General features: G+C 70.8%; 13 protein-coding genes. 2 read left to right on the top strand and 11 right to left on the bottom strand.

The window, feature by feature from the left end; genetic code table 11:
- Position 1 precedes the first annotated feature (1 nt).
- From AC4MBH_RS02760 to AC4MBH_RS02725, 8 genes are all read right to left on the bottom strand, one after another.
- Positions 2-418 carry a hypothetical protein gene (locus AC4MBH_RS02760; RefSeq protein WP_491792806.1) on the bottom strand — a complete coding sequence of 139 codons (417 nt, stop codon included), beginning with the start codon at positions 416-418 and terminating at the stop codon, positions 2-4.
- Between the two features lie 112 nt (positions 419-530).
- On the bottom strand, positions 531-1,724 hold the full coding sequence (gene tuf / locus AC4MBH_RS02755) for an elongation factor Tu (protein WP_491792805.1): 1,194 nt from the start codon (positions 1,722-1,724) through the stop codon (positions 531-533).
- A gap of 72 nt (positions 1,725-1,796) precedes the next feature.
- A complete protein-coding gene (gene fusA / locus AC4MBH_RS02750; protein ID WP_491793058.1) occupies positions 1,797-3,860 on the bottom strand; it encodes an elongation factor G in 2,064 nt (687 codons plus the stop codon).
- Between the two features lie 128 nt (positions 3,861-3,988).
- The gene (gene rpsG, locus AC4MBH_RS02745; protein WP_491792804.1) at positions 3,989-4,459 is read right to left on the bottom strand and encodes a 30S ribosomal protein S7; all 471 of its coding nucleotides are present in this window, start codon (positions 4,457-4,459) and stop codon (positions 3,989-3,991) included.
- Positions 4,459-4,833, bottom strand: a complete 375-nt coding sequence (rpsL, locus tag AC4MBH_RS02740) for a 30S ribosomal protein S12 (RefSeq protein ID WP_134766928.1) — start codon at positions 4,831-4,833, stop codon at positions 4,459-4,461. The genes rpsG and rpsL overlap by 1 nt, the downstream gene beginning before the upstream one ends.
- 197 nt (positions 4,834-5,030) lie before the next feature.
- A complete protein-coding gene (locus AC4MBH_RS02735; RefSeq protein ID WP_491792803.1) occupies positions 5,031-6,326 on the bottom strand; it encodes an MFS transporter in 1,296 nt (431 codons plus the stop codon).
- A gap of 7 nt (positions 6,327-6,333) precedes the next feature.
- Positions 6,334-6,783 (bottom strand): MarR family transcriptional regulator, encoded by a 450-nt coding sequence (locus AC4MBH_RS02730; RefSeq protein ID WP_491792802.1) that lies wholly within the window; start codon positions 6,781-6,783, stop codon positions 6,334-6,336.
- Positions 6,784-6,864: 81 nt separating this feature from the next.
- Complete coding sequence (locus tag AC4MBH_RS02725) at positions 6,865-8,325, bottom strand: NCS2 family permease (protein ID WP_491792801.1); 1,461 nt, start codon at positions 8,323-8,325, stop codon at positions 6,865-6,867.
- An 80-nt stretch (positions 8,326-8,405) separates the two neighbouring features.
- Between AC4MBH_RS02725 and AC4MBH_RS02720 the strand changes: the two genes are divergently transcribed.
- Positions 8,406-8,702 carry a DUF2530 domain-containing protein gene (locus AC4MBH_RS02720; RefSeq protein ID WP_491792800.1) on the top strand — a complete coding sequence of 99 codons (297 nt, stop codon included), beginning with the start codon at positions 8,406-8,408 and terminating at the stop codon, positions 8,700-8,702.
- Between the two features lie 19 nt (positions 8,703-8,721).
- Here the strand turns inward: AC4MBH_RS02720 and AC4MBH_RS02715 are convergent, their stop codons facing one another.
- A complete protein-coding gene (locus AC4MBH_RS02715; RefSeq protein ID WP_491792799.1) occupies positions 8,722-9,513 on the bottom strand; it encodes a DUF3027 domain-containing protein in 792 nt (263 codons plus the stop codon).
- 90 nt (positions 9,514-9,603) lie between these two features.
- Between AC4MBH_RS02715 and AC4MBH_RS02710 the strand changes: the two genes are divergently transcribed.
- Positions 9,604-11,160, top strand: coding sequence for an MFS transporter (locus tag AC4MBH_RS02710; protein ID WP_491792798.1), 1,557 nt, complete (start codon positions 9,604-9,606; stop codon positions 11,158-11,160).
- Between the two features lie 21 nt (positions 11,161-11,181).
- On the opposite strand, the gene AC4MBH_RS02705 is transcribed toward AC4MBH_RS02710, so the two are convergent.
- Together AC4MBH_RS02705 and AC4MBH_RS02700 are read right to left on the bottom strand one after the other, a co-directional pair.
- Complete coding sequence (locus AC4MBH_RS02705; RefSeq protein ID WP_491793057.1) at positions 11,182-11,577, bottom strand: cold-shock protein; 396 nt, start codon at positions 11,575-11,577, stop codon at positions 11,182-11,184.
- A 56-nt stretch (positions 11,578-11,633) separates the two neighbouring features.
- Entirely contained in the window at positions 11,634-12,278 is a 645-nt protein-coding gene (locus AC4MBH_RS02700) for an HAD family hydrolase (protein WP_491792797.1), read from the bottom strand.
- Positions 12,279-12,313 lie beyond the last annotated feature (35 nt).

Genomic DNA, 12,313 nt, shown 5'->3' with positions numbered 1-12,313 from the left:
CTCAGCCGTCGTAGGGGCCGTAGGAGTCGTACGGCTCATAGGGCTCGTACGGGTCGTACGGGTCGTACGGGTCGTCGCGGTCGTCGTCGAAGACCCCGGGAGCCGAGAGGGCCACGACGATGACCGCCACGACCGCGACCACCGACAGGGCCAGGATCACGGTGCCGACGATCCCGCAGATGCGTCCGGCGTTGACGTTGCTGCGGCCGCCGATGCGACCGCCCGACCCGTCGATCTCGCGCAGTGCGCGGTTGCCCATGACCCAGGCGATCGGCGAGAGCACCTGGCAGGCGACGATCCCCAGGATGCCGAGCACCAGGACGACGGTCGTCTGGGGGTGGTCGGGCGCCGCGCCGGGGTAGCGCCCGCCGGGCGGGTAGTGGCCGTAGGGGTTCTGGCCGTAGGGGTCGTCGTCCACGGCGTGATTCTCGCACCCGCGGCCCGCACCCGCGACGCCCCCGGACGCACCGAGGCCCCCCGCCTCACGGCGGGGGGCCTCGGTGGTGTGACCGGTGGTCCGGTCGGTCAGGTCACTTGGTGATCTTGGTGACCCGGCCGGCGCCGACGGTGCGGCCACCCTCGCGGATGGCGAAGCGCAGACCCTCGTCCATGGCGATCGGCTGGATCAGCTCGACCGTCATCTCGGTGTTGTCGCCCGGCATGACCATCTCGGTGCCCTCGGGCAGCGTGACGACGCCGGTGACGTCGGTGGTCCGGAAGTAGAACTGCGGGCGGTAGTTGTTGAAGAACGGCGTGTGACGGCCGCCCTCCTCCTTCGAGAGGATGTAGACCGAGGCCTCGAAGTTGGTGTGCGGGGTCGTCGTGCCCGGCTTGATCACGACCATGCCGCGCTCGATGTCCTCGCGCTTGGTACCGCGCAGGAGCAGCCCGACGTTCTCGCCGGCCTGGCCCTCGTCGAGGAGCTTGCGGAACATCTCGACACCGGTGACGGTCGACTTCTGGGCGGTCTCGCGGATGCCGATGATCTCGACCTCCTCGTTGACCTTGACGATCCCGCGCTCGATGCGGCCGGTGATGACCGTGCCGCGACCGGTGATCGTGAAGACGTCCTCGACGGGCATGAGGAACGGCTTGTCGGTCTCGCGCTCGGGGGTCGGGATGCCCTCGTCGACGGCGTTCATCAGCTCGACGATGGACTCGGACCACTTGGCGTCACCCTGCAGGGCGGGGTGAGCGGCCACGCGGACGACCGGGATGTCGTCGCCCGGGAACTCGTAGTCGCTGAGGAGCTCGCGCACCTCCATCTCGACGAGCTCGATGAGCTCCTCGTCGTCGACCATGTCGCACTTGTTCAGCGCCACGACGATCGCGGGGACGCCGACCTGGCGAGCCAGGAGGACGTGCTCCTTGGTCTGCGGCATGGGGCCGTCGGTGGCCGCCACGACCAGGATCGCGCCGTCCATCTGGGCGGCACCCGTGATCATGTTCTTGATGTAGTCAGCGTGACCCGGGCAGTCGACGTGCGCGTAGTGGCGCGCCTCGGTCTGGTACTCGACGTGCGCGATCGAGATCGTGATGCCGCGCTGGCGCTCCTCCGGAGCCTTGTCGATGTCCTCGAACGCCGAAGCGGCGTTGAGGTCGGGGTGCTGGTCGTGCAGGACCTTGGTGATCGCCGCGGTCAACGTGGTCTTGCCGTGGTCGATGTGACCGATCGTGCCGATGTTGACGTGCGGCTTGGTCCGCTCGAACTTCGCCTTAGCCACTGTGGGCTCCTCCTGGGATTGGTTGTGACGTGACTCGTGCTGATGTGGTGCGTGCCGAGGGCCGGCCGACGATCACTCGCCGCGGACCTTCTTGACGATCTCGTCGGCGATGTTCGTGGGAACCTCGGCGTACGAGTCGAACTCCATCGAGTACGAAGCCTGGCCCGAGGTCTTGGACCTCAGGTCGCCAACGTACCCGAACATCTCGGACAGGGGCACGATGGCGTCGATGACCATGTCACCGTGACGCTCCTCCTGGGCCCTGATCTGGCCCCGGCGCGAGTTGATGTCGCCGATGACCGTGCCGAGGAAGCTCTCCGGCGTGATCACCTCCACGGCGAACATCGGCTCGAGCAGGACCGGCTTCGCCTGGCGGGCGGCCTCCTTGAAGGCCTGGTTGCCGGCGATCTTGAACGCGAGCTCGGAGGAGTCGACGTCGTGGTAGGCGCCGTCCTCGAGCGAGAACTTCACGTCGACCATCGGGTAGCCGGCGAGGACGCCGAACTCGAGGGCCTCCTGGCCACCCTGGTCGACCGAGGGGATGTACTCCTTGGGGATGCGGCCACCGCTGACGTTGTTGACGAACTCGTAGCCGGCACCGGTACCCGTCTCGGGGTCGATGTTGGGGCCGAGCGAGACGACGACCTTGGCGAACTGGCCGGAGCCACCCGTCTGCTTCTTGTGGGTGTAGGAGTGCTTGGCGACCAGCTTCTTCAGGGTCTCGCGGTAGGCGACCTGCGGCTTGCCGACGGTGGCCTCCACGCGGAACTCGCGCTTCATCCGGTCGACGAGGATCTCGAGGTGGAGCTCGCCCATGCCGGCGATGATCGTCTGCCCGGTCTCCTCGTCGGCCTTGACCGTGAAGGTGGGGTCCTCGTCGGAGAGCCGCTGGATCGCGGTGCCGAGCTTCTCCTGGTCGCTCTTGGTCTTGGGCTCGATCGCGACCTCGATCACCGGGGCCGGGAACGTCATCGACTCGAGGATGACCTGGTTGCCGGGGTCGCTGAGCGTGTGACCGGTCTTGGTGTCCTTCAGACCCATGACGGCGACGATCTGGCCGGCGCCGACCGACGCGATCTCCTCACGCTTGTTGGCGTGCATCTGGTAGACCTTGCCGATCCGCTCCTTGCGGCCGTTGACCGAGTTGACCACGGTCGCGCCGGCCTCGAGCTTGCCGGAGTAGACCCGGACGTAGATCAGCTTGCCGAGGTGCGGGTCAGTGGCGATCTTGTAGGCCAGGCCCGAGAACGGCTCGCCGTCCGACGGCAGGCGCCGGATCTCCTTGGTCTCGTCGCGGGGGTCGTGGCCGATGATCGCGTCGATGTCGAGCGGGCTCGGGAGGTACTTCACGACGGCGTCGAGCAGGGGCTGCACGCCCTTGTTCTTGAACGCCGTGCCGCACAGGACCGGGTTGAGCTTGTCGGCCAGCGTGGCGGTGCGGATCGCGGCCTCGAGCTCCTCGACGGTGAAGACGTCGCCGTCGTCGAGGTAGCGCTCCATGATGGCGTCGTCGGTCTCGGCGACGGTCTCGACGAGCTTCTCGCGGTACTCCGCGGCCTGCTCGGCGAGCTCGGCCGGGATCTCCTCGACCTCGTAGTCCTCACCGATCTTGGTCTCGCCGCGCCACACGAGCGCGCGCATGCCGACCAGGTCGACCACGCCGAGGAAGTCGGACTCGGCACCGATGGGCAGCTGCAGCACCAGCGGGGTGGAGTTGAGGCGCTCGACCATCATGTCGACGCAGCGGAAGAAGTCGGCACCGGTGCGGTCGAGCTTGTTGACGAAGCACATGCGGGGCACGGAGTACTTGTTGGCCTGGCGCCACACCGTCATGGTCTGCGGCTCGACGCCGGCGACACCGTCGAAGACGGCGACGGCGCCGTCGAGGACGCGCAGCGAGCGCTCGACCTCGGCGGTGAAGTCGACGTGCCCGGGGGTGTCGATGATGTTGATCTGGTGGTCCTTCCACCAGCAGGTCGTCGCGGCGGACGTGATCGTGATGCCGCGCTCCTGCTCCTGCTCCATCCAGTCCATCGTGGCTGCGCCCTCGTGGACCTCACCGATCTTGTAGCTGATACCGGTGTAGAAGAGGATGCGCTCGGTGGTGGTGGTCTTGCCGGCGTCGATGTGGGCCATGATGCCGATGTTGCGGACGACATTGAGGTCGGTCGTGATGTTGACAGCCACTGTTGACAGCGTTCCTTAGAGGTCTGAGATGGACTGGTGTGCGGCGAGGGCGTCGTGTCGACGCCCCCGCCCCGAGATCACCAGCGGTAGTGGGCGAAGGCCTTGTTCGACTCGGCCATCTTGTGGGTGTCCTCGCGCTTCTTCACCGCGGCACCGAGGCCGTTGGAGGCGTCGAGGATCTCGTTCATCAGCCGCTCGTGCATGGTCTTCTCGCGGCGGTCGGCGGCGTAGCCGACGAGCCAGCGCAGCGCCAGCGTGGTGCCGCGCGTGCCCTTGACCTCGATCGGGACCTGGTAGGTCGCGCCACCGACACGGCGGGACTTGACCTCGATGGCCGGCTTGACGTTCTCCAGCGCGCGCTTGAGCGTGACGACCGGGTCGGTGCCGTTCTTCTCGCGGCACCCCTCCAGCGCGGTGTAGACGATGCGCTGGGCGACCTGCTTCTTGCCGTCCTGCAGCACCTTGGAGACCAGCTGGGAGACGAGCTGCGACCCGTAGATCGGGTCGATGTCGATGGGCCGCTTCGGGGCGGGACCCTTGCGGGGCATTAGCTCTTCTCCTTCTTGGCGCCGTACTTGCTGCGGCCCTGCTTGCGGTTCTTGACACCCTGGGTGTCGAGCGAGCCGCGGATGATCTTGTAGCGGACGCCGGGGAGGTCCTTCACCCGGCCGCCGCGGACGAGCACGATGGAGTGCTCCTGGAGGTTGTGGCCCACACCCGGGATGTACGCCGTGACCTCGACGCCGCTGGACAGGCGCACGCGGGCGACCTTGCGCAGGGCGGAGTTCGGCTTCTTCGGGGTGGTGGTGTAGACGCGGGTGCACACACCGCGCCGCTGGGGTGATTCCTTCAGGGCGGGCGTCTTGTTCTTCGACACCTTGTCCTGGCGGCCCTTGCGGACCAACTGCTGAATGGTGGGCACCTGGTGGTTCCCTTTCGGTCTACTCTCAGTGCCCGGCACCTTGCCGGGCACGCAGATGTTGCGATGTAGCGCGTGCCCCGTGAGCCCTGGCCCGGGTCGGGCACTGACGGGCGAACGAGAGTGCCCGGAACGCCAGGCACACGAGGGTCGAGGCTACCGGCCGCCAGATGGGCGGGCAAATCCCCTCGCTCCGGCCCTCAGCGGGTCCGGGCCAGTGCGGGGACGGCGTCGTCGGCGTGGTCGTCCGCGGACGGCCGGGTCCGCTCCCGCAGCGACCGCCACCCGCCGGTCATCCGGGCGTAGACCGCGACCGCCAGGACGGCGCCGAGCAGGGTGAGGACACCGCCGGCGACGAGGGTCCACCGGGCACCGAGGTGCTCCCCCACCGCGCCGATGATCGGCGAGCCGATCGGCGTACCGCCCATCACGATCGTCATGTACAGCGCCATCACCCGGCCCCGCAGCTCGGGGGCGGCGGTCAGCTGCAGGGTGGAGTTGGCGGCGTTGAGCATGGTCAGGGTGCAGAACCCGATGACCGGCGCGAACAGCACGAACGAGGTGTAGGTGGGCAGCGCCGAGGCGACGAGCAGCGCGACCCCGAAGCCGACCCCGGCGAGGACCAGCAACCGCAGCCGGAAGCGCTGGCGGCGGGCGGAGAGGATCGCGCCGGTCAGGGACCCGACGGCCAGCGCCGAGCCGAGCACGCCGAACTCGCCCGCGCCCTTGCCGAAGACCTGGGTGGCCATCAGGGCCGAGGTGATCATGAAGTTCATCCCGAAGGTGCCGGCGAAGAAGACCAGCACCAGGATCATCACCATCCGGGGCTGGCTGCGCACGTAGCGCACGCCCTCGAGCAGGGCACCGGGACGTCGTCCGGTCGGCTCGGGCGAGTGCAGCTGGGCCAGGTCCATCCGCTGCAGCTGGCCGATGATGGCGGCGTAGGACGCGGCGTTGATCAGGATCACCCAGCCGGTGGCCGAGGTGCCGTCGCCGAGCGCGTGGATCATCAGCCCGGCGAGCGCCGGGCCGAGGATGCGGGCCAGGTTGAAGCTGGCGGAGTTGAGGCCGACCGCGTTGGTGAGGTCGTCGGGCTCGACCATCTCCGAGACGAACGACTGCCGCGCGGGGGCGTCGAAGGCCGAGCCGATGCCGAAGGCGAAGGCGATCGCGTAGACGTGCCAGGTCTGGGCCACCTCGGTCACGGCGAGCACGCCGAGCAGGAGGCTGGCCAGCGCCATCGTGCCCTGGGTGACCTGGAGGAGCCGCCGCTTGGGGAAGCGGTCGGCGATCACGCCGGCGTACGGCGAGAGCAGCAGGACCGGCAGGAACTGCAGACCGGTGGTGATGCCGAGGGCGGTGCCGCCGCCGCCGAGGGTGAGCACCAGCCAGTCCTGGGCGATCCGCTGCATCCAGGTGCCGGTGTTGGACACCAGGGTGCCGGCGACGTACAGCCGGTAGTTGTGGTTGCGCAGGGCGCGGAAGGTGGGGCTCATCGGGGGGTCATTCGGAGTCGGCGAGTCCTTCGAGGATGGGGGCGGCCGCGCGGAGGACGGCGCGCTCGGCGGGGGTGAGGTCGCGCAGGCGGCGCGCCAGCCACTCGTCGCGGCGGCGACGGTCGGCGAGCAGGGTCTCGCGGCCGAGGTCGGTCAGGACGACGACGACCTGCCGGCCGTCGGTCTCGTGGGCGCGGCGGACGACGTAGCCGTCGCGCTCGAGGCAGGTCACGGTGCGGGTCATGCTCGGGGGCTGCACCCGCTCCCGGGCCGCGAGCTGGCCGACGCCCAGGTCGCCGTGGCGGTAGAGGCCCGCGAGCACGGCCATGGCGTTGAGGCTCAGGTCGTTGTCGGGGTGCCGCTCGGCCGCGAGCCGGCGGCGCAGCCGCATGACCGACATCCGGAGCTCGGAGGCGAGTCCGGTGTCGGTGCGCGAGGCCTTCTGCACGGTGGGCATGTCGTTAGCCTAACTCATTACCCTTGCTAAGCATTCCGCCGTGCGGCGTCCCGGACGCCGGGTGGCGTCCGGGACCGGCCGTCAGGTGAGCAGGTCGGTCAGCGGCCTGATCATGAAGTAGAGGACGAACAGCGCGGAGACCACCCACATCAGCGGCTCCACCTGGGCCACCTTGCCGCGCACCACCTTGATCAGGACGTAGGCGAGGAAGCCGGCGCCGATGCCGACCGAGATCGAGTAGGTGAACGGCATCAGCACGATCGTGAGGAACGCCGGGATGGCGATCTCGACGTCGTCCCAGTCGATCTCGCCGACGCGCTGCATCATCAGGAAGCCGACCAGCACCAGCGCGGGCACCGCGGCCTCGGACGGGATCATCTCGACGAGTGGCGCGAGGAAGATCGTCAGCAGGAAGCAGGTGCCGGTGACGACGGAGGCCAGGCCGGTGCGGGCGCCCTCGCCGACCCCCGAGGCCGACTCGATGTAGGAGGTGTTGGACGAGACGCCCCCGGCGCCGCCCGCGACCGCGGCGAGGGAGTCGACGACGAGGATCTTGCGGGTCTCGGGCGGGACGCCGTCCTCGTCGAGCAGGTCGGCCTCGGCACCGACGGCGGTCATCGTGCCCATCGTGTCGAAGAAGTCGGCGAGCATCAGCGTGAACACGAACAGCAGGGCCACGACGACGCCGGCGCGGTCGAAGCCGCCGAGCAGGTTGAACTCGCCCAGGGTGCCGAAGTCGGGTCCGTCCCACGAGTCGGGCAGCGCCGGGACGGTGAGCGCCCAGTCGGTGTCGCTGTCGGGACCGGCGCCGAACTCGCCCACCGCCTCGACCACGATCGCGACGGCCGTGGTGACCAGGATCGAGATGAGGATGGCGCCGGGCACCCGGCGCACCCACAGCGCCACGAGGAGCACCAGGCCGAGCGCGAAGACGAGCACGGGCCACCCGGAGAGCTGACCGCTCTGACCGAGCTGGACCGGCACCGTCGTCTGCGCGACGTCGGGGATGCGGCGCACGAAGCCCGCGTCGACGAAGCCGATGAGGGCGATGAACAGGCCGATGCCGACCGAGATCGCGACCTTGAGCTGCACCGGGACGGCGTGGAAGACCGCCTGCCGGAACCCGGTCAGCACCAGCACCAGGATGACCAGGCCCTCGAGGACCACCAGGCCCATCGCGTCGGCCCAGGTCATCTGCGAGGCGACGGCCACCGCGACGAACGCGTTGAGGCCGAGGCCGGTGGCGATCGCGAGGGGGAAGTTGGCCACCGCGCCCATCAGGATCGTCAGGACGCCGGCGACCAGGGCGGTGCCGGCGGCGATCGCGGCCAGGTTGGGCGGCCCGCCCGGCTCGGCGCCCAGGAGGTTGCCGTCGATGTCGGGTGCGAACCCCAGGATCAGCGGGTTGAGCACCACGATGTAGGCCATCGTGAAGAACGTGACGAGGCCACCGCGGACCTCCCGCCCCACCGTCGAGCCGCGGGCGCTGATCTTGAAGTAGCCGTCGAGCCCGGATGTCGTCTTGGTCGTGTCCACTGCCATGGGGAGAACCCTGGCACCTCGAGCGGCCGGGTGGTCACACGCGTGTTCCACGTGGGCAACGCGACCACTACGGTGGGTCCGTGGAGCTCCGCGACGACCAGCCGATGCAGCACGAGTTCGGCAACCGGACCTACGTGCTGGCCGACGTCGAGCCGCTCGACGTCGACGGGGTCCGCACCGTCGAGGTCGGCACGGCGGTGTTCTTCCTCGGGTTCCTGGGCCTGCTGCCGTTCTACGGCCGCCTGCAGGAGAACGGCGACACCTGGTGGCTGTGGATGTGCCTGGCCGGGGTGGGCCTGGGGCTCTTCGGGCTCGAGTACTGCCGCCGGCGGCGCCGGGCCCGGCACGAGCGCGACGTCGAGCGCGCCGCGGGCTGACCGACGCCGACCGGGTGGGTCAGAAGGTCTCGTAGTCGTCGGTGCCGAGCGTGTCGAAGACGTGCTCCGGCAGCGGCTGGGGCTCGTGCTTCTTGGCGAGCCGGACCTCGGAGTGGGCGCCGCAGCCGTGCTGGACGTGCACGATCCGGCCGTCGTCGTTGGCGTCGCGGTTGGCGCAGACCCCGAAGGTCTCGGCCAGCGAGCCCGCGATCCGCAGCAGGAAGCCGCAGCTGGAGCACGGCTGGGGCGCCGACTGGGCCAGCAGCGACTCGGGGCCGCCCTCGCCGTCGTACCAGCGCTGGGCGGCGAGGTCGACGCCCTCACGCGAGAGGGTGCGGACCCGGCCGAGCCCGAGGTCCTTGGCGACGGTGCGGACCTGCGCCTTGTCGTCGGGGTCGAGCGGGTCGTCGCCGAACATGTACGTCGGCACCAGGCGCGGGTCGTCGTCGTCGACGGGCAGCAGGTCGCCGGGCGACATGTCGCCGGGCCGGATCCGCTCGCGGTAGGGCACCCACGGCGGCGCCGTGATCGACGTCGGGCCCGGCAGCAGCACGACCTCGGTCGCCGTGACCGACTTCTGCCGGTAGGCGCGGACGACCGTGACGGCCCAGCGCCAGTCGGTGTAGCCCGGACGGCGGCACTCGAAGTGGTGGGTGACGGTGCGCTCGGCCTCGATCTCGGCCTCGACGCCGAGGTGGTCGCCGACCTCGCCGGCCGGCACCTCCTCGAGGAGCGCGGACCGGGCGACGTCGACGGCGCGAGCCGCGACGCTGTCGGGGTGGGATCGCGCGAGGGTGGCGGAGGTCGTCACGCCACCAGCATGACCGATCGGCGCAGCCGGTGTCAGGTCGGGGCGGGTCACGGGGCGTCTGCGTCGGTGTCTCGGGGCAGGATGGGACCCATGACTTCCGGCCCCGGCGACGCCCCACCGCCACCTGGCCGAGCCGACGCCGGCCCCGACCAGCCGTACGACCACCGCCAGGACGAGCACCACGACACCCAGCACTCCCACACCCAGCCCTCCCCGACCCAGCCCTCCCCCACCGAGCCCTTCGCCACCGGGCCCTCGGGCGGCGACCGCGCCCGGGCCGTCGGCCAGGGCCTCGGCACCGGCGCCAAGGTCACCGCCCGCGGGATCGGGGCGACGGCCCGGGTGACCGGGCGCGCCGGCAAGTACGCCGTCCGGCAGGCCAAGCGCGCCGCCGGAGCGCAGGGTGCCGAGCAGTCCGGCCTCAACCGGCTGATCTACCTGCACGCGGCCAACGCCGCCGGCGACGCGGCCGTCGCCATCTCGCTGGCGACCACCGTGTTCTTCGCCGGGGCCACCAGCGAGGCGCGCGGCCAGGTCGCGCTCTTCCTCGGCCTCACCATGCTCCCGTTCGCGGTGGTCGCGCCGCTGATCGGGCCGTTCCTCGACAAGTTCAGCCACGGCCGCCGCTGGGCGATCGGGGCGACGTTCGCGATCCGCGGCTTCCTGTGCTGGGTGCTGGCCGGCGCGGTGGCGGCCGACTCGGCGCTGCTCTACCCCGCGGCGCTCGGCGTGCTCGTCGCGTCCAAGGCCTACGGCGTGACCCGTGCGGCCGCCGTGCCCCGGCTGCTGCCGGCCGACTTCACCCTGGTCAAGGCCAACGGCCGGGTCTCCCTCGCCGGCCTGGTCGGCGGCGCGATCTCGGCGCCCCTGGCCGGTGGCGCCGCCGTCCTCGGCGCCCAGTGGTCACTGCGCTACGCGTTCCTGGTCTTCGTCGCCGGCACGGTCGCGGCGATCCTGCTGCCGGCCGCCGTCGACTCCTCCGAGGGCGAGCAGCAGGTCTCGCTGCGCAAGGCCCCCGAGGGGCAGCGGCGCGGCACCCACATCCCGTCGCAGGTGGCCTACGCGCTGCGCGCCAACTGCGGACCGCGGTGGCTCTCGGGGTTCCTGCTGATGTACATGGCGTTCCTGCTGCGCGACAAGCCGCTCGAGGGCTGGGAGGACCGGCAGGCCCTGCTCGTCGGCATCGTCATCGGCGGCGCCGCGGCCGGCAACGCGCTCGGCATCTTCCTGGCCTCGGTCCTGCGCCGCATCAACCCCGCCGTCACCGTCACCTTCGCCCTGCTCGCCGACGTGGCCATCGTGCTGGCCGGCACCCTGTTCTACGGGCTGTTCCTGCTCGCCGGCCTCGGGCTCGTCGCGGGGCTCGCCCAGTCGCTGGCCAAGCTGTCGCTCGACGCGACGATCCAGGGCGGCGTACCCGTCCACGTGCAGGCCAGCGCGTTCGCCCGCAGCGACACCACGCTGCAGCTGGCCTGGGTGATCGGCGGGTTCGTCGGCATCGCCCTGCCGCAGGTGCCGCGGCTCGGGCTCGGCGTCGCGCTCGCCGTCCTGGTGGCGTGGACCCTGTTCGTGCTGTCGTCACGACCGGGTCGCGGAAGCCAGCCGGCAGACCACCCGCCGCCCGCGGCGGCGTACGGAAAGGACTAGGCGGGGCCAGGCGGCCGCGACCTACAGCTCGAGCTCGTCGGCGAGCGCGTGCAGGAGCTTGGCGACCGGGCGCGCGGCCTTGGCGTCGGGGTGCCGACCGTGCCGGTAGGCCTCTCCGACGCCGTCGAGGACGCGGATCAGGTCCTCCACGATCGGGGCCATCTCGTCGGGACGCTTGCGGCGGGCCTGCGACTGGTTGCGGCTCACCGACGCCGGGGCGTCGAGGACCCGCACCTGGAGGGCCTGGTCACCCTTGCGGCCCTGCGCGATGCCGAACTCGACCCGGGTGCCGGGCTTGAGGTCGGTGAGGCCCTGGGGAAGCGCATCGGCGTGCACGTAGACGTCGGGTCCGCCGTCCTGGGACAGGAACCCGAAGCCCTTCGCGACGTCGAACCACTTCACCTTGCCGTTCGGCACTGCCTCGCCCCTCACGCACGGCGTCCACGGGCCGATCCCGTGGACGCAGGGTCAGCCTAGGCCACCGGGTCGACCCGACCGGAACGAGTTTCCCCGACGTGCCCGTCGAGCCAGGCCGGGAAGTCGTCGAGGCTCCCGAGCACCACGTGGGTGCCGGCCTCGACCAGCTGCTCACGCGTGCAGCCCCCGGTCAGCACCGAGACGCTGAGCACGTCGGCGGCCAGCGCGCCCTCGACGTCGTGCACGTGGTCGCCGACGTAGACCGACGCCCCCTCGCGGCGCAGCACGTCGGCCTTGCCCACGCCCCACACCCAGCCCTCGAGCAGGTCGACCTCGAGGCCGAGGTGGTCGAGGTGGAGCCGGGCGTTGGGGGCGTACTTGCCGGTGACCACGACGACGCGGCCACCGTGCCGTCGTACGGCGTCGAGCGCGGCGGCCGCGCCCGGCAGCAGCGGCACGGACGCGACGGCGTGCTCGGGGTAGATCGCGCGGAACCGGTCGCCGGCCGCGGGGATGTCGGCGGCGGGCAGGTGGGGGGCGAGCAGCAGCTCGAGCGGCGGTCCCAGCGCCGCGGTCATCTCCTCGACCGGGAAGTCCACCTCGAGCTCCTCGCCGAGGGCGCGCAGCACGGCACCGAACCCCGGGACGGTGTCGATGAGGGTCATGTCGAGGTCGAACCCGACGACCAGGGGATCGCTCACCCGACCAGCCTAGGCACCTCCACAGGTGCGCCGCC

Source organism: Nocardioides sp. WJ219 (genome assembly GCF_058559815.1).
Note: the sequence above shows the minus strand (reverse complement) of the source record. Positions and strands in the feature narration are given on the sequence as shown.